Origin of the sequence: Usitatibacter palustris (assembly GCF_013003985.1) — a bacterium.
Taxonomy (GTDB): domain Bacteria; phylum Pseudomonadota; class Gammaproteobacteria; order Burkholderiales; family Usitatibacteraceae; genus Usitatibacter; species Usitatibacter palustris.
The window spans coordinates 3,144,324-3,159,868 of sequence record NZ_CP053073.1 but is presented as its reverse complement, the minus strand read 5'-3'; the positions used below and the strand labels follow the sequence as shown (position 1 = coordinate 3,159,868).

18 protein-coding genes are annotated in these 15,545 nt (G+C 66.3%); 5 read left to right on the top strand and 13 right to left on the bottom strand.

Annotation, left to right across the window (positions count from 1 at the left end):
* Positions 1-24: 24 nt before the first annotated feature.
* A complete protein-coding gene (locus tag DSM104440_RS15370; RefSeq protein WP_171164154.1) occupies positions 25-993 on the top strand; it encodes a tripartite tricarboxylate transporter substrate binding protein in 969 nt (322 codons plus the stop codon).
* Positions 994-1,001: 8 nt separating this feature from the next.
* Positions 1,002-2,120 carry an alanine racemase gene (locus tag DSM104440_RS15365; protein WP_171164152.1) on the top strand — a complete coding sequence of 373 codons (1,119 nt, stop codon included), beginning with the start codon at positions 1,002-1,004 and terminating at the stop codon, positions 2,118-2,120.
* 6 nt (positions 2,121-2,126) lie between these two features.
* Here DSM104440_RS15365 and DSM104440_RS15360 read toward each other — a convergent pair whose 3' ends face one another.
* Positions 2,127-3,638, bottom strand: a complete 1,512-nt coding sequence (locus DSM104440_RS15360; protein WP_171164150.1) for a hypothetical protein — start codon at positions 3,636-3,638, stop codon at positions 2,127-2,129.
* 212 nt (positions 3,639-3,850) lie between these two features.
* On the opposite strand from DSM104440_RS15360, the gene DSM104440_RS15355 reads away from it, so the two are divergent.
* The 3 genes from DSM104440_RS15355 to DSM104440_RS15345 are packed head-to-tail and all read left to right on the top strand — an operon-like array spanning position 3,851 to position 5,471.
* Positions 3,851-4,729 carry an SPFH domain-containing protein gene (locus DSM104440_RS15355; RefSeq protein WP_171164148.1) on the top strand — a complete coding sequence of 293 codons (879 nt, stop codon included), beginning with the start codon at positions 3,851-3,853 and terminating at the stop codon, positions 4,727-4,729.
* A gap of 9 nt (positions 4,730-4,738) precedes the next feature.
* On the top strand, positions 4,739-4,918 hold the full coding sequence (locus DSM104440_RS15350) for a type II toxin-antitoxin system antitoxin (protein ID WP_171164146.1): 180 nt from the start codon (positions 4,739-4,741) through the stop codon (positions 4,916-4,918).
* Positions 4,919-4,922: 4 nt separating this feature from the next.
* Positions 4,923-5,471 (top strand): DUF4019 domain-containing protein, encoded by a 549-nt coding sequence (locus tag DSM104440_RS15345; RefSeq protein WP_171164144.1) that lies wholly within the window; start codon positions 4,923-4,925, stop codon positions 5,469-5,471.
* An 86-nt stretch (positions 5,472-5,557) separates the two neighbouring features.
* Here the strand turns inward: DSM104440_RS15345 and DSM104440_RS15340 are convergent, their stop codons facing one another.
* From DSM104440_RS15340 to DSM104440_RS15285, 12 genes are all read right to left on the bottom strand, one after another.
* Positions 5,558-6,751 carry an MFS transporter gene (locus DSM104440_RS15340; RefSeq protein WP_171164141.1) on the bottom strand — a complete coding sequence of 398 codons (1,194 nt, stop codon included), beginning with the start codon at positions 6,749-6,751 and terminating at the stop codon, positions 5,558-5,560.
* Between the two features lie 24 nt (positions 6,752-6,775).
* On the bottom strand, positions 6,776-7,795 hold the full coding sequence (locus tag DSM104440_RS15335; RefSeq protein WP_171164139.1) for a S1C family serine protease: 1,020 nt from the start codon (positions 7,793-7,795) through the stop codon (positions 6,776-6,778).
* A gap of 47 nt (positions 7,796-7,842) precedes the next feature.
* On the bottom strand, positions 7,843-8,610 hold the full coding sequence (locus DSM104440_RS15330) for a hydroxypyruvate isomerase family protein (protein ID WP_171164138.1): 768 nt from the start codon (positions 8,608-8,610) through the stop codon (positions 7,843-7,845).
* A gap of 10 nt (positions 8,611-8,620) precedes the next feature.
* Positions 8,621-9,001, bottom strand: a complete 381-nt coding sequence (locus DSM104440_RS15325; RefSeq protein WP_171164135.1) for a DUF3592 domain-containing protein — start codon at positions 8,999-9,001, stop codon at positions 8,621-8,623.
* A 34-nt stretch (positions 9,002-9,035) separates the two neighbouring features.
* Positions 9,036-9,776, bottom strand: coding sequence for a hypothetical protein (locus DSM104440_RS15320; RefSeq protein ID WP_171164132.1), 741 nt, complete (start codon positions 9,774-9,776; stop codon positions 9,036-9,038).
* Positions 9,777-9,802: 26 nt separating this feature from the next.
* Entirely contained in the window at positions 9,803-11,989 is a 2,187-nt protein-coding gene (locus DSM104440_RS15315; protein ID WP_171164131.1) for a TonB-dependent receptor plug domain-containing protein, read from the bottom strand.
* A 91-nt stretch (positions 11,990-12,080) separates the two neighbouring features.
* Complete coding sequence (locus DSM104440_RS15310) at positions 12,081-12,668, bottom strand: class I SAM-dependent methyltransferase (protein WP_171164128.1); 588 nt, start codon at positions 12,666-12,668, stop codon at positions 12,081-12,083.
* A gap of 2 nt (positions 12,669-12,670) precedes the next feature.
* Positions 12,671-13,540, bottom strand: coding sequence for an alpha/beta fold hydrolase (locus DSM104440_RS15305; RefSeq protein WP_171164126.1), 870 nt, complete (start codon positions 13,538-13,540; stop codon positions 12,671-12,673).
* Positions 13,512-13,913 (bottom strand): GFA family protein, encoded by a 402-nt coding sequence (locus DSM104440_RS15300; protein ID WP_171164124.1) that lies wholly within the window; start codon positions 13,911-13,913, stop codon positions 13,512-13,514. Before DSM104440_RS15300 ends, DSM104440_RS15305 begins: the two co-directional genes overlap by 29 nt.
* Before the next feature lie 21 nt (positions 13,914-13,934).
* Positions 13,935-14,432, bottom strand: coding sequence for a hypothetical protein (locus DSM104440_RS15295; RefSeq protein WP_171164122.1), 498 nt, complete (start codon positions 14,430-14,432; stop codon positions 13,935-13,937).
* A 26-nt stretch (positions 14,433-14,458) separates the two neighbouring features.
* Positions 14,459-15,103 carry a hypothetical protein gene (locus tag DSM104440_RS15290; protein ID WP_171164120.1) on the bottom strand — a complete coding sequence of 215 codons (645 nt, stop codon included), beginning with the start codon at positions 15,101-15,103 and terminating at the stop codon, positions 14,459-14,461.
* Entirely contained in the window at positions 15,100-15,489 is a 390-nt protein-coding gene (locus tag DSM104440_RS15285; RefSeq protein ID WP_171164118.1) for a VOC family protein, read from the bottom strand. Before DSM104440_RS15285 ends, DSM104440_RS15290 begins: the two co-directional genes overlap by 4 nt.
* Positions 15,490-15,545: the final 56 nt, after the last annotated feature.

The following is a 15,545-nucleotide window of genomic DNA, read 5'->3' as shown; positions in this document are numbered from 1 at the left end:
GTAGGATCGCGGCAGGAGGAACCAATGAACCAGACTCTTGCCGCGGGCCTCGCAGCCTGCTTGCTGTCGCTTTCCCCGATCGCCCCGGCCCAGGATTGGCCGGCGAAGCCCGTCAAAATCATCTCGGTATTCCCCCCCGGCGGCTCGGTCGACCAGGTCGCGCGCATTTTCGCCGCGCAACTGCAGACCCAGCTCGGCCAGCCCTTCATCGTCGAGAACAAGGGGGGCGCCTCGGGTTCGATCGGCGCGGCCGCCATCGCGCAGGCGCCGCCCGACGGCTACACGTTCGGCGTGGTCTTCGACACTCACGGCGTGAACCCCTCGCTGATCCCGGGCCTGCCGTTCGACACGCTGAAGGATCTCGCGCCGGTGATGCTCGTCGGCACCTCGGCGATGGCGGTGGTCGCGCACCCGGCGCAGCCCTTCAAGGATTTCCGCGACGTGCTCGCCGCCGCGAAGGCCAAGCCGGGCAGCGTGGCCTACGGCTCCATCGGTACCGGCAGCCTCGGCCACCTCGCGCTCGCGCAGATCGGCAACCAGGCGAAAGTCGAATTCACGCACGTGCCCTACAAGGGCGGCGGGCCGCTGATGATCGACGCGGTCGGCGGCCAGGTGCCGCTCGCGGTGGGCACGGTGTTCCTCGTCAATCCGCACGTGAAGGCGGGCAAGCTGAAGGCGCTCGCCGTGACCTCGATGAATGCCACGCCGCAGATGCCGGGCGTCGCGACGGTCGCGGAGCAGGGCGTGCCGGGGTTCTCCGCGCTCGCCTGGTGGGGCGTCATCGCGCCCGCGGGCACTCCTGCGCCGATCGTGAAGCGCATGTATGACGAGCTCACGAAGGCGCTCAAGACGCCCGCGGTCGCCGAGAAGCTCACGGCGCAGGGCATGGACATCGTGGGCGGCGGTCCGGCGGACCTCGACAAGTTCCTGCGCGCGGAGATCGAGCGCTGGGCGAAGGTCGTGCGCGACAACAAGATCAAGGCTGGAGACTGATTGCCGACATGCTGACCGATCTCGATACGCCTGCGCTCATCCTCGACGCGCAGAAGGTGAAGGCGAACTGCGATCACCTGCGCACGCGCCTGCAATCGATGGGTGTCTCGCTGCGCCCGCACGTGAAGACGGCGAAATCGCTGGAGGTCGTGCGCATGGCGCACGGAGGCGGTACCGGGCCGATCACCGTTTCCACGCTCAAGGAGGCCGAGTTCTTCTTCTCGCACGGCTTCAAGGACATCCTCTACGCCGTGGGTATCGCGCCCAACAAGTTCGCTCGCGCCGCGGCCCTGAAGCGAGCCGGGTGCACGCTCTCGGTCGTCCTCGACGGCGTGCAGGCCGCGAAGGCGTTCAAGGAGTTCTGCAGCGCCGAATCACTTGCCATTCCCGCGCTCATCGAGATCGACACCGATGACCATCGCGCCGGCGTGAAGCCGGATGCGCCCGAGCTCACGGACATCGGCGCGATCCTCGGCTCGCAGCTCGGCGGCGTGATGACGCACTGCGGGAACTCCTACATCTCGAAGTCCACCGACGAGATCCGCGGGTGGGCGAAGACCGAGCGCGAAGGCATCGTGCACTCGAGCGGCCGGCTGCGCGCTGCGGGCCACGCAGCACCGGTGGCGAGCGTGGGTTCCACGCCCACCGCGATGTTCGGGGAAACGTTCGCCGGCCTCACCGAAGTGCGCGCCGGCGTCTACGTCTTCCACGACCTCGTGATGGCGGGCCTGGGCGTGTGCCGCACGGACGAGATCGCGATGTCGGTGCTCGCGTCCGTGATCGGCCACCAGGCGCAGAAGGGCTGGATCATCACCGATGCGGGCTGGATGGCGCTCTCGCGCGATCGCGGCACGGCCAAGCAGGCGGTGGACCAGGGCTACGGGCTGGTCTGCGACGTCGATGGCCGCGCGCTCGGGGATCTCGTCGTGATCGACGCGAACCAGGAGCACGGCGTGATCGCGCGTCGCGGGGGATTGCCGGCGAAGCTCGAGGATTTTCCCGTCGGGAAGATGGTGCGCGTACTCCCGAACCACGCGTGCGCGACGGGCGCGCAGCATGGCGCCTACCAGGTGGTGAACGGGTCCACGGCGGTCGCCGCGACCTGGGAGCGCTTCAACGGCTGGTAGCCGGCGCTACGGGACGTAGCGCTGCAGGGTGTGGCGCGCCGAACGCTCGCCGATGATCCAGTCGAAGATCACGGCGTTGCTGCTGCCGAAGGTGAGCGCGAACGAGCCGACGGCCTTCGCCACGAGCAGCGAGCTGTCATAGCCCGGCCACTGCGGTCCGCTCGTCTGGTAGATCGTGCCCAGGTAGGTGGACTGGTTGATCCACTGGCCCCCGGTCATCGAGAACCACGTGCGATTGCCGCTCGCGTCGTATGTGTACCAGACCGCGAAGAGCGCGTTGTTCTTCTCGGAGATCGCCACGGCCCAGCCGTTTTGCGACGCGCCGCCCCAGTAGGTCCCGGTGATGTTGGCGAACGGCGGGAAGCCGCTGGTGCCGCTGAAATCGAAGCGGCGGATCGACTTCGAGACCACGCGGTCGCCGAACGTCATGCGCAACGTGGCTTCGTTCTCGTCGTAGAACTGGAGCTGCGTGACCGCGCCGGGCGGGCCGGGGACGAACCGGCTCGCGTCGTAGCTGAAGTAGGGCGAGCCGGTGGGCGAATAGGCGCGCGCGTTGAATTTTTCGTAGAGCGCATCGGAGGCGTACTGGCCCTGGTCGAGTGCGTACCAGGTCGGTTTCCCGGCCGCGTCGTACGCGAAGACCACCGAGAAGAGCTGCTCGCCGCGCTGCGCGATGCTCAGGCCCCAGCCGCTTTCATCGGGGCCCGCCCACCAGAGATCCTCGACCGAAACCGACGTCGAGCCATCGGGCATCGTGCTCGTGAAATAGAAGTTCACCTCGAGCACGACGCTCGAGGTCGTGTCGAGCGCACGGGCCACGATGCGCCCCAGGCCGATGCCGGAAGTGATGCGGAACTCGGGCGACTCCGCGTAGCCCGCGTCGTCGGTGATCGCGGTCGCGGTCGGCTCGCCGGCGAACAGGCCGGCAGCGCCCGCGGGGAAGATGTCACCGCGCGAGAAGGTGACGGCGGCGCCCACGCGCGGCGTGCCATCCAGGTTGAGCATCGTCACGCCGAACGGACGCTCGAGCACCCGGCCACGAATGCCGGTGCGGTTCGATTGCCCGAACTCGCGCAGGGTTGCCGCGGGCGGCGTGTGCGGAGTGACGGTGAGATTGATTTCGGTGAAGCCCAGCTCCGACGTCTGGTCGAACGTGCGGGCGAACACGCGAATCGTGTGAGTGCCCGCATACACCGCGTAGCTGGTGTTGAGCTCGGCCGTTCCATCGACGCCGGAATAGACGGCGCAGTTATCGCCCACGCCATCCTGGGTGGTGCAGTTCGCGTGGCTTTCGTGCGCGAGGATCGCCCAGGACCGGTAGGGCAGGGTCCAGTAGACGATCGCGTCCGGGACGGGCTGGCCCGAGGCGTCGGTCACGCGGACACGGAGCGGCGCGAAGTAGTCGCCGTTGTTGATCGTCTGCGGGGAGCTGCCCGGCAGGACGCTGACCGTGGCAGCGGCATCCAAGCCCGCGACAAGGGCCAAACCGAGGACGAACGAACGCAGGGCGGTCTTCATGCCCCAAATCCTACCCCTTTTCGGGATTTTGCGTGTACCTACAAGTGCTTAGGACGGAAAGCTGATTTTTTACACGAGCCGGAGGCAAACGGCCGGGGGCGCGCCTTTCGTCCGGGTCGGCGCGGTCCGGGGCCTTGACAGGGGCAGCCATCTGGTAGCAAAGTGATATCACATCAATAGCAGGGACTCTCCCTGCGCCCCCGGAGGACGCCATGTCCGCGTATCGCAAGGAAGGCAGCATCGAGAAACCCGCCATCACGATGAACGGCATCTTCATGGTGCTGGTGCTCCTCGGGCTCATCGCCCTCCTCGTGTTCCTGCTCATTTCGCGCGCGATCCCGCTCGCCATCCTCGATGGGATTGCGATCGTGTTCGTCGCCTGCGGCTTCTTCATGCTCCAGCCCAATGAAGCGTCCGTGCTCACGCGTTTCGGTTCCTACCTCGGCACCGAGCGCAAGCCGGGCCTGCACTGGACGCTGGCGTGGAACGGCCGCAAGAGGATCAGCGCGCGCATCCGCAACCACAACATCGACACGCTCAAGGTGAACGACAAGCGCGGCAATCCGGTGGAGATCGCCGCCGTGGTCGTGTGGCGCGTCGAGGACACGGCGCAGGCCCTCTTTGATGTGGACGACTACGAACACTTCGTGAAGGTGCAGAGCGAATCGGCGCTCCGCCATATCGCCACGGGATACAACTACGACGAGGGCGAGCACACCGACGCGAATGAAGTCACGCTGCGCGGCGGCGCGGACGTCGTCGCCGATGCGTTGCGCGACGAGCTCCAGGCGCGTGTCCAGCAGGCGGGCGTGCAGGTCCAGGAAGCCAAGCTCACGCACCTCGCGTATGCGGCGGAAATCGCCGGCGCGATGCTGCGCCGCCAGCAGGCCGAGGCGGTGATCTCGGCGCGCGCGAAGATCGTGACGGGCGCGGTGACGATGGTCGAGATGGCGCTGAAGAGCCTCTCGGAGCGCAAGGTGGTGGAGCTCGACGACGAGCGCCGCGCCGCGATGGTCTCGAACCTGATGGTGGTGCTCTGTTCGGATCGCGATGCCCAGCCGATCGTGAACACCGGAACGCTGTACCAATAAAGCGCCACGATGGCCGATCGCAAGGCGTTCCTGCTGCGAATCGACCCGGAGCTCTGGGCCGAGCTGGAGCGCCTCGCGCAGGCCGAGCTTCGCAGCGTGAACGGGCAGGTGGAGTATCTGTTGCGCGATGCGCTCGCCCGGCGAGGAATTCCCGCCGTCGCGACGGGTCGCAAGCAAAAGAAGGGATGACGCCATGTACCTGCGGAAACTGACTTCAGCGTTCTTCGCGATCACGATCGCGGCAGGCATCGCCTCGGCGCAGGAGCCATCCGCGCCCGCTGCGCCTCCCGTGCCTCCCGCTCCCGCCACGCCGGGCACGGCAGCCACGCAAGGCTCGCCCGCCACGCAGCCCGGGCTCTCCGTGCAGCCGCCCGAACCCGCGGCCCCCGCCGAAGAGGTCAGCACGATTCCCGCGCAGAGGGCCGCGCTCGCCTGGCTCGCCCTCGTCGACGCCGGCAGCTATGGCCTGAGCTGGGATGAAGGCTCGGCGACATTCCGTGCGGCGATCAAGCGCGACGACTGGGAGAAGGCTCTTGCGGCGGTGCGCGGCCCGCTAGGTGAACTGCGCGGACGCAAGCTTCGCCAGATGCGCTACGCCAACGGCCTGCCCAAGGCGCCGCCCGGTGAGTACGTCGTGATCCTGTTCGACACGCAGTTCGGCGAACGCCCGAGCCTGGAAACCGTCACGCCCATGCTCGACAAGGATGGCACCTGGCGCGTCGCGGGCTACCACATCCGATGAAATAAGGGGGTCAGGTTAGTTTTTCAATCTGTCCCCTTTTCCGTTTTCTGGAAAAGGGGACAGATTGAAAAACTAACCTGACCCCTTTATTTCTCCTCGGGCGGCTTCACCCGCCTGAATTCACGCCACAGCAGCAGGTCGTAGGCGATCTTCGTGACGCCCGCGACGACGAGCGGTACGCCCAGCCCCATGCCCTGGATCATCACGCCCGCGAGTATGGGCGCGGCGGCCCAACCTCCCGAACGCACGAGGTTCGTGATGCCCGCGGCGGCGAGGCGCTCCTCGGGTTTCACCACCGCCATCACGTAAGACTGGCGCGTGGGCACATCCATCTCGTTGAGGCCTTCGCGCACGAGGAAGAAGAAGGCCGCCCACGCGAAGCTGTCCACGCCCACGATGGTGAAGAGCAGGATGCTCGACGGGATGTGCGTGAAGACCATCGTGTTCACGAGGCCGATGCGCCGCGCGAGCCATGCCGCGGCGAGATGCGAGAACGCCGAGAGCAGGCGGCCCACGCTGAAGAGAATCGCGACGGTCGCGGCGGTGGCGCCGAATCGCTCCACGAAGAAGTACGCGAAGATCGCCGTGCCGATGAAGCCGCCGCCGAATGCATCGAGCAGGAACAGCGCGGAGATCTTCGCGACGATCGGCCGGCTCTCGGGCGAGAGACTGCGCAATCCCACCGGCTTCACCTCGTCGACGATCGCAGGCAGGCGCGCGTAGAGGATCGCCGCCGCGCCGTAGAGCGCGCAGAAGATCACCAGCGTGATGCGCATCGCGTCGAGCGTTGAAAGATCCGTGGTGGCTTCGAGCAGTGTGGGCAAGCCCGCGATCAAGCCGCCCATCGCGTACCCCACGTCGAGCAGCACGTTGTACCAGGCGAAAACGCGCGTGCGATCGGCATCGGTCGTCGTGGCGGGGAAGAGCGCCTGCTCGAGGATCGGGATCGCGCCGCGATCACGCCCGTGCACGTTGAACATCCCGAGGAACGCCGCGGCGAGCACCAGCGCGAATGTCTCCGAGTTGAGCAGGATCGCGCCGCCGACGACGGGCAGCGCCGTGAGCGCCACCAGCATCGCGCGCTCGGAGAGCCGCGGCCCCATCACCATGGTGAGGAGGGCCGCGAGCGCGGCGCCCCAGAGTGCCGCGGAGAGCACGGCGCCGATCTGCACCGGCGAGAGACCGAGCTTCGCGCAGTAGAGCCCGATCAGCACGGCCATCAGGCCGATGGCGAGCGCGCGGAGGAAGGCGGCGGTGTAGAGGAGGCGGCGGAGGGGCAAGGCCCCAATGCTAGCCGACGATCGTCAGATCGTCGGCTTCTTTCTAACGAACTCGAGGCGATCGATGGAACGGATCTTCAGATCGCGGACTTCCGCCCCCTGGAGGATCTTCAGCGCGACTTCGACGCCCGGCTTGCCGCTCGACCAGAGCTTCTTGTAGAAATCATCGAGCTTCTCGACCTTCTGGCCACCCACCGTGAGGATGATGTCGCCGGGCTTGATGCCCGCTTTCTCCGCGGGACCATCGGAGGTGACGCGCAGCACCTTGATGCGGCCGTCCTCCTCGAGCGAGTTGATGCCGAGCCACGGCCGCACGCCCGCCTTCTGCCGCCCGGTCTCGATCATCTCGTCGATGATCGGTTTGAGGAGATCCACCGGCACGAACATGTTGCCGGGCAGCCGTTCGCCCGGCGTTTGCGCGTCCATGACGAACAGCGAGCCGATGCCCACGAGCTCGCCGTCCTTGTTGATGAGCGCCGCGCCGCTGTGGTCGAGACGCGGCGGCGAGGTGAACAGCGCGTCGTCGATCAGGTATTCCCAGTAGCCCGCGAACGTGCGCTTGGAAACCACCGTGGTGACCGACACGCCCAGCTCGCCGCTGCCGGTGGCGACCATCATGCGATCGAGGGCGTCGACCTTGCCCGAGTTGCCCAGGCGCACGGGCTTCACGTCGAGCGGGCCGATGGGACGCAGCAATCCGAAGCCGGTCGCGTGGTCGTAGGCGACCACCGTCGCGGGAATGGTGCGGCCGCCGACCGTGGTCACGTCGACCTGGTCGGCCTCGAGGATGAGGTAGCCAATCGTGAGCACCAGTCCGCTGGGCGCGATCAGGACGCCGCTGCCAAGCCGCTCATTGCCGAGGGTTTCCGCCGACCGCGCATTGGCGAGCGCCTTCATCTTGACCGCGACGACGGCGTTCGCGGCCGAGATCAGCGTCTGGTAGGCGGCGTCTTCCTCCTTGGGCTTGTCCGCGGGCGCCTGGCTGACAGCGCCGAAGGCGGGCAACGCGACACCGATGCACAGGAACAGGGCGGGAAGTTTCATGACCGCCTCCTTCAGGAGGAACGCCGGGTGGCGCTTTGATGCTACCTCTATTTCATCCAGACCAGCGTGTCCTCGGTGCGTTTCGACGGACGGTATTCCGCGGAGGTCCAGCCCGCGTAGCCGAGCCGATCGAGCTGCGCGAAGAGGGCGGCGAAATCGAGGCGGCCGCACCCGGGTTCGTTGCGCCCCGGCGCATCGGCGAACTGCACGTGGCGGATGACGGACTTCAGGCTGTCGAGTGTGGCCGCAGGGTCATCGCGCATCATCGCGACGTGATAGAGGTCGCATTGCAGCGCGAGGTTGGGCGCGTTCACTTCGGCGATCAGCGCGGCACCTTCGCTGCAGCGCGTGAGGAAGAAGCCGGGTGCGTCGATCGAGTTGATCGGTTCGACGACGAGCTCGAGCTCCGCGCGCGCGAGCTCGGTCGCGGCGTAGGTGATGTTGTCGATGAGCGTCGCTCGCAGCACGGCCGCATCCTCGCCGGGGAGCTGCTTGCCTGCGACACAGTTCATGCGCGGGCAGCGAAGGGCGAGCGCGTACTCGATGGCGCGCGCGACACCTGACCGGAACTCCGCGATGCGCTCGGGCCGGCACGCGAGGCCGAAGTCCCCCTTCGCGCGATCGCCCATCGGCAGGTTGAAAAGCGCGCACGCGAGGCCGTGCTCTTCGAGCCGCTCGGCGACGCGCTGCGCCGGGTGATCGTAGGGTGACGCGAACTCGACGGCCGCGAATCCGGCGCGCCGTGCGGCGCCGAAGCGCTCGAGGAAATCGTGCTCGGTGAAAAGAAAGCCCAGGTTCGCGGCAAATCGCGGCACTCGGAAACCCTTACTTGGCGGGGCAGCTCCCGAGATCGAAGGCCACTCGCGCCGGATCCCGTGGGTCGTATTTCACCGGAAGAACGCGTCCCGGTTGCACCGCCGGAACATCCAGACGCGAGACCAGCGACTTGGCCCGTCCCTCGAAGGGCGTGCCATTGGCCGGCACGACGCGCACCACGAACTCGACGACCGGATCGTTGTTGATGGTCGCGCCCGTGTCGATCAGGCGAACGATGGTCCCTGTGCCCGGCTCGCCTGTCGCGAGGATCCTGCACGCCTCTGTTCGGCCGCTGAAGTCATCGACGATCGAGGCACAACCCGCGCTCGCCAGCAGCAAGCCGAAGCATGCCGCGGTCACGATCGATTTCACTTCGGTGTGGGTATCCATGGCGACTCCAGTTTACCCGGCGAGCCCGGATTGGCTAGCGGAGTTCGACACGAGCGGTCGCCCGGGACGAAACCAGGTCGATGGCAACGAAGTATCGAAAGTAGCTCGCGTCCACCCGCTGCATCTCCCCACGGTTGCCGAACGAGACCTTCACGTTTGCCGCCATGGCGGAACTCGCGTCGCAGGGTGCGAGGCAGTACTGGTACGAAACCTCGTCGGAGGCGCCCATCGAGGCGGGTGGAGGTCCCAGGAGCCGCGTCAGGTCGTCGCGGGTTGGCAATGTCGACCTGTCGAGGGAGGCGAGGTCGAACGACGTGGTGGGCGGGACGATGCCGATCTGCGCCTTGCACGCGACCCTGACGACGTCCTCGAGCAATGCGGGCGACAGGACGGCGCTGAATTTCTCGGGAATCGCCACTTCTGCGAGCCGGTACTCGCCGTCGAGGCGCTCGAAGGAAAGTTCCGCGACGAGCCCGGCCGAGCGATCGAGCGGCCGGTGAAGCGGGAGCGCCTCGTAGGTGAACTGGCGAACCGCGCCCGTGCCGGTGACTTGCGTGGGTTCATACCCCACGATCCAGATCACGTCGCGGTCCGTGAGCGTGGGTTTCTCGAACACGACTCGCAGGCCTTTTCCCGGCGCTCGGGCAACGACGATCCGGGAAGGCTGGTCGTCACACAGCTGCCCTCTCGTTTCGAGCACGCGGGTGAGGAGGCATCCTTGCAGTGCGGATGCGAGCAGGATGAAGAGCAGGGCAGTCGCGGCGAATCGGCGCATGCGCCCAGCTTACCGGCCACCCCGCCTCAGAGCTTCATCTCCCAGAGGAAGGAGAAGCGCCGGAAGCGCGAGTCGAGCGTGGTGCGCTCCACGGTGCCGGTCGCGTCGGTGAACGAGTTCACAGTGAGCGCATCCTGCGCGAGGATGTCCTGCACCGTGAAGCGAAGCTGGTAAGTGGGCGAGAAGCGCCACAGGCCATAGGCCTCGAGCTGCCGCGTCACGCTGCGATAGAGGGTTTGCGCGAGCGAAGTGCGCACCGTGCCGCCTGCCCGTGCGGTGAAGCTCGAACCCACCGTGAGCGGCGTGGTGGGAACCTTGTAGTCGAACGCGACAGTCCCGTTCCACGGCACCTGCGAATCGAGGCGATTGTTCGGGCCGGGCAGCGTATCCACCTTCGAGCGGTTGATCGCGAAGTTGCCGCGCAGGTCGACGTCCGGACCGTCGGCCCAGATCTGCTTCAGCTTGCCCTTCGCGTCGAATTCGAGCCCGCGCACCACGGCGCTGCCGACGTTGCCCGGGCGCGAGATGTAGAGGCCGTCTTCGAACACGACTTCGCGCTGGATCACGTCATCGATGATCCGGTAGTACGCGGAGATGCTCATGTTGCCGCCGGCATCGGGGTAGTGCTCGTACGCCGCGTCGAGGCCCCACGCGAGCTCGGGCTTGAGGTCGGGATTGCCGATGAAGTCGGGCGTGGTGGGCGAGTTGTTCGGCGCGAAGAAGCGGCGCGGCACCAGCTCCTGGATCTGCGGCGGCCGGTACGTGCGCGACAGGCCTGCGCGCACCTGGTCCTTCGTCGTGTTCGGCAGCTTCCACAACACGTTGACGATGGGGCTCCACACGCTCGAACGGTTGCGGATCTCGTCGTAGGTGTTGCCCGCGCTTTTCGTCTCGATGCCTTCCCAGCGCAGGCCGAGGTAGACCGCAAGTCGATCGGTGACGTCCCACTCGTCCTGGCCGAAGAGCGCGAAGCGCCGGATGCTCGTGTCGAACGCTTCGTCCAGACGCGTCGCGACGCCGGTGACGGGATTGAGGTCCTGCTGCAGGCGCGTGTCCTCGCGCTCGTTCCACCCGCCGTCCCAGCCCGTCACCATGGCGTGGCCCTTCGTGACGGGGAATGAATACTTGCCGATGGTGGTGAGGCCGCCGTCGCGGATCGTGCTGTCGACCGTGCGCTCGAGGGTCGTGATGCCGGCGAGGTCGTTGCCCGCGAAGGTCGAGTCCGAGTTGAAATCGAAGATCGTGCCGCCGACCTTCGCGTCGATGCGGCTGCCATCGGTGAAGCGCCGCACCCACTGGGCGTTGGCGCGCGCCGTTCGGTTCGTGTTCGCGACCCGCAGGTCGGTCGAGACGTACTGCGGCGGCGGACCCGACACGGGCGTGTTGTCCTCGATGAAGTGGCCGCGGAACGGATTGAACAACGCGAACGCATCGACGTTCAGCGTGTTGTTGGTCCCGAGGTTCCACGACAGGCGCGGCGCGATGTTCACGTTGCCGCCGAAGCCTTCGCTCAACCGGCGGCTCAGGAAGAACTGCGTAAGGTCCCAGTCGGGATCGTAGACGCGTTGTTCGCTAGAGCCTTCGCCCGTGAACGAGAAGCGCGTGGCGTTGAACGGCAGCGTCCACGAAAGGCTCCCGGACTTGTCAGCCCATTGTCCCGAGACGTTGACGTTCGGCTTGTCATTCTCGAGCGAAACGTTGAGCTTGAGTTCCTTGCGCTGGGTGGACAGTGCGCGCTTGAGCACGACGTTGATCGTGCCCGCCATTGCCTGCGCGCTGTACTCCGCGCTGGCCCCCCGGATGATCTCGATGCGCTCGATGAGGTCGGGCGCGATGCTGTCGAGCGTGAAGCCCGGCGGCATGCGCTCGCCGTTCACGAGGATCTGCGTATAGCCGCTGCCGAGCCCGCGCATGCGCACCGCGCCGCCGCGCCCGCCCGGCCCGGAATCGACCGTCACGCCCGGCAGGCGCTTGAGCACCTCGAGCAGGTTGGTGTCGCCGTACTTCTGGATCTCTTCGCTGTTGACGATGATCTTGGAAGCGGTGGACTCGCGCCGCTCGGCGAGGCCATCGGCCTGCACCTCGATCTTCTCGAGCTTCTGCGGCTCTTCCTTGCGGGGCTGCGGGGGCGTCGGGGTGGCGGGGGCGGGAGTCTGCTGGGCAACGGCGGTGAGGCTCGCGGCACAGAGGAAAGCAGGAATCAGTCGGGACAAATCGGTGCGCTCGGGATGTTCTTGTGGGGAACGGTCATGCAGCATTGCCGCCGCAGCGACGAAAAGTTCCCACTCGCTGCATGGGATCCCTTCAGTCGTTGGGGAGAGAAAATAGTGCGCGTGCTGCTGGGTCGGGCGTCCCCTTGAATGCCAGGACCCTGACTTCGAGGTTTCCCACCATGGAATAGGTCCTCGAGAAACCGGCGTTTCGCACGGCCGTCAGCAGGGATTTCTGTGAAAAGCCGGTCTTGTGGGCGAAAAAATCCTGGCCACTTTGCTCGATTTCCGCGTGGAAACCGTACAGCACGTCCAGGACCATGATCGGGCCGGCCGTTGATACGTAGAGCACGTCATCGATGTCCAGGCCTCTCTCCACGGTGGCTCGCATGACGTCGAGGATGTCGGGCACCCGGATATCCGCGAAGCCGCCGTCCTTGAGGACATGCAGGAACCCGGCAAGAACGCGCCGAACGTCATGCCGGTAGTAGTGCTCCAGGTTGTGTGAGCAATAGACGGCGTCGAACTGGCCGACGCCCAGGGTTGCGAGCTCGCGGGCATCGCACACGACATCCGGCGAACCCCTGGGATCGATATCGAGCAGCAGGTGCTCGAATTCGGCGTACTGGGGGGGCAGGGCGATGGCCTTGGTGTTGCCGCCCACGTTCAGGACTTTCTTCATGTTCACTCCCGTTTCAGGCGCGAAAGGTCGGCGACCGCTTCACGCAAGGCGCGGTTGAAGGCCTCGGGCTTCTCCAGCATCGGGAAGTGTCCGGTATCCGGAATCATCACGACCTTCACCCCGTTGCGTTGCAGGGACGCGACATCCGTGGGCGGCGAGCCGGCGTTGATCGCATGCACGGGCACGTTGAGCTCCCGGAGCGTAGCGGCCGCCTGCGCTTCGTAGCTGATCGTGGCGTGCATGGCGGGAAGCGCCATGTCCGGAGAAGCGGAAGACATCTGGTTGGCTACCATCTCGACGGTCTCGCGGTTCATTGCCGGCGTGAACATCGTGCGCACGCGCGCCTTCGTCTGCTCGCGGAAGTTCTCGCGGAACGGTGCCACGGCCGCGGCGACCTGTTCGGGCGTGCGCGGCTTGTCGAGCTGCTTGTAAGTATCGACGAGCACCAGCCCGGCCACGCGCCCTTTCAGTTTGCGCGCGGCTTCGAGGATCACCGGTCCACCCATCGAGTGGCCCACCAGGACGACGCGGTCCAGGCCCAGCTGCTCCACCACCGCCACGACGTCAGCGCCGAACGCCTCCATCGCCCAGTCGGTGCGGCTGCCACGCCCGGATTCGCCATGCCCCGCGAGGTCGATCGTCACGACGCGGTGGTCGACCGCGAGATCGCGCACCTGGCCCGACCAGTAGTCGCGACGGCAGGTCCAACCATGGACGAACACCAGCGCAGGCCCCGCGCCTTGCACGTCGTAGACGATGCGAGCGCCGTCGCGCGATGCGACCTCGCCCGCGGGAGCCGGGCCGGACATCGCGACCGCGGCCGCGATGAGGAACCGCGCGAACCTAGAGGTGGCTGGTGAATTGCGGCGCATCAGGCCACCGGTCGTTTTGTCCGTCGACGTACGTGATCGGCAACCGGGAGAGTTCTTCCTCGCTGATGCCTTCGAGGCAGCCGAGGTTCACGCCGTACATCTTTCCGATCGGCGTCTGGGTCCCGATGCCGAATGCGCGCACGCCGCAGTGCCGGCAGAAGTAGTGCAGGTTCTTGCGGCTGTGGAAGAGGTACTGGGTGAGATCCGATTCACCCGTCAGCAGGCGAAATCCGTCCTCGCGCGCGACGGCGGGCCAGAAGCGCGTTCGGCGGCAGATGGAGCAATTGCAGCGGAACGTCGGCTGCGTGAGGTCGAGATCCGCCTCGAAGGTGACGGTGCCGCAGTGGCAGCTGCCTCGGTAGGTCTTCAGCATGCCGCCATTCTGCCTGACGGGTCACGATGCACTTTGCATGACCTCGAGCATTCGGGCGCAGCGCTCCTTGCGTTCGCCAGGATCAGACCAGCCGCGAAACTCGATGACCTCGGGAAGCGCCTGGCGCTTCAGGGATCGTATTGCCAGGGCGGCAATATCCCTCGACGTGTTTCCCTCGAGCACGAGCTGCGCGAACGCGACCGCGATGAGGACGTCGTCGTAGGTCAGGATATCGAAGTGCTCTTCCTCGAGGCACGCACTCAATTCGGCGTCGGGAATGGCCTCCGCACGTTCCCAGTCGACCTCCCAGTCGTCGAAGAGTTGATGGAGAAAATCCTCGTCGTCGTCGCTTTCCTCGATCCATTCCCGATAGAACTCGAGGGTATCCGCGCCCGTGTCGTTTCCGAACGGCGAATCCTCATCGCAGATGTCCCAATAGAACTCGTCCTTCAGGAGGCGCTTCGCATTGGGGTGCGCGACTTCGGGCGTGAGTTCCCATTCGTCGTCAGGCGATTCCATGGCCCCGTCCTGTTGCGTCCACGTCGTCAGTGACCGGAACTCGGACGCTCGAATTCACGGTCGGGGATGCTCTCATCGATCTGGATGTTCCTGCGGATTTCGTCGGCCGGGGGATGCGCGCCGATCTTGGTTCGCACCTTGCGGATCATCAGCGATTCGCGGTCGATCCAGAGGCTCACCTCGGCGCCCCAGCCGGAGCCGGCGATCACGAGGCAGTTCGCGGCCTCGAAGCGCTCCTCGCCCAGGAACGAGATTCCCTTGAGTTGATCGAGACCGAGTCCGCCAACCTCGGGCATGAGCAGCGCGCCGATGGTGTGCGCGGACCCGCCGGAGATTCCCGTCGCGCTGGCGACCGCGATCGAGATGTTCTTCACCGGCTTCAGCGTGGCCGGTTCCTCGTAGATCTTCATCCATGCGTACGCGCCCGCATCGTCCAATCCGCAGCAATGCGACGTGATCAGGTGGGCGAGGGGTGGGAACGGATGCGGGCTCGAGAAGGCGAAGCGGAAAAAATGCGGGCGTCGAAAGCGGGTCGTGAACTTGGTTTCGATCGGCGCGTCGCTGGGGCTCAGCGGTTGGAGGACGACACCCGTGTCCTGGTACGAAGCCAGGAGGCGGTACTTCTCGATGACGCGGGCGAGAAGGGAGGAGGCGCGGGAGTCGGCGGTCACTGGGGGGTCAGCGAACTGATCGAGACGTAGTAACCATCGGGATCGCGCAGCGAGAACTCCTCGGTTCCCGTGCTCGGGTTCAGGTGGGGCTCCTCTTCGAAGCGCGTGACCAGGCCGCGTGCCCTCGCGAGGGCGCTGTCGAAATCATCGACGCGGAAGAACAGGAGGAGGCCGTTGCCCGGGGTGGCGCGATCGGGGCTCGTGAGGGACGGGTGGTCGTGCTCGCCCCACGCGTGCAGGCAGAGCAGGACCGTTCCATCCGTGTCGACGATCTGGCCGAAGAAGTCGTGCGCGGGCGCGGACTCCGGCAAGCCCAGCAACGACTGGTACCACTCGAAGCTGCCAGCGACATCGCCGACACCGATGATCGTCCACGTGCGTCTCACGAAATCACCACCTTGGCGTCCATTTCGGTGCGTCTGGCTGGGGAGGTCTTGCAAGA

Bases quoted from the DNA above. Each gene is read 5' to 3' on its own strand.
- DSM104440_RS15300 (WP_171164124.1), bottom strand. From the start codon at position 13,913: ATGCTGAAGACCTACCGAGGCAGCTGCCACTGCGGCACCGTCACCTTC.
- DSM104440_RS15305 (WP_171164126.1), bottom strand. From the start codon at position 13,540: ATGCGCCGCAATTCACCAGCCACCTCTAGGTTCGCGCGGTTCCTCATC.
- DSM104440_RS15320 (WP_171164132.1), bottom strand. From the start codon at position 9,776: ATGCGCCGATTCGCCGCGACTGCCCTGCTCTTCATCCTGCTCGCATCC.
- DSM104440_RS15295 (WP_171164122.1), bottom strand. From the start codon at position 14,432: ATGGAATCGCCTGACGACGAATGGGAACTCACGCCCGAAGTCGCGCAC.
- DSM104440_RS15335 (WP_171164139.1), bottom strand. From the start codon at position 7,795: ATGAAACTTCCCGCCCTGTTCCTGTGCATCGGTGTCGCGTTGCCCGCC.
- DSM104440_RS15325 (WP_171164135.1), bottom strand. From the start codon at position 9,001: ATGGATACCCACACCGAAGTGAAATCGATCGTGACCGCGGCATGCTTC.
- DSM104440_RS15370 (WP_171164154.1), top strand. From the start codon at position 25: ATGAACCAGACTCTTGCCGCGGGCCTCGCAGCCTGCTTGCTGTCGCTT.
- DSM104440_RS15360 (WP_171164150.1), bottom strand. From the start codon at position 3,638: ATGAAGACCGCCCTGCGTTCGTTCGTCCTCGGTTTGGCCCTTGTCGCG.
- DSM104440_RS15355 (WP_171164148.1), top strand. From the start codon at position 3,851: ATGTCCGCGTATCGCAAGGAAGGCAGCATCGAGAAACCCGCCATCACG.
- DSM104440_RS15345 (WP_171164144.1), top strand. From the start codon at position 4,923: ATGTACCTGCGGAAACTGACTTCAGCGTTCTTCGCGATCACGATCGCG.
- DSM104440_RS15310 (WP_171164128.1), bottom strand. From the start codon at position 12,668: ATGAAGAAAGTCCTGAACGTGGGCGGCAACACCAAGGCCATCGCCCTG.
- DSM104440_RS15365 (WP_171164152.1), top strand. From the start codon at position 1,002: ATGCTGACCGATCTCGATACGCCTGCGCTCATCCTCGACGCGCAGAAG.
- DSM104440_RS15350 (WP_171164146.1), top strand. From the start codon at position 4,739: ATGGCCGATCGCAAGGCGTTCCTGCTGCGAATCGACCCGGAGCTCTGG.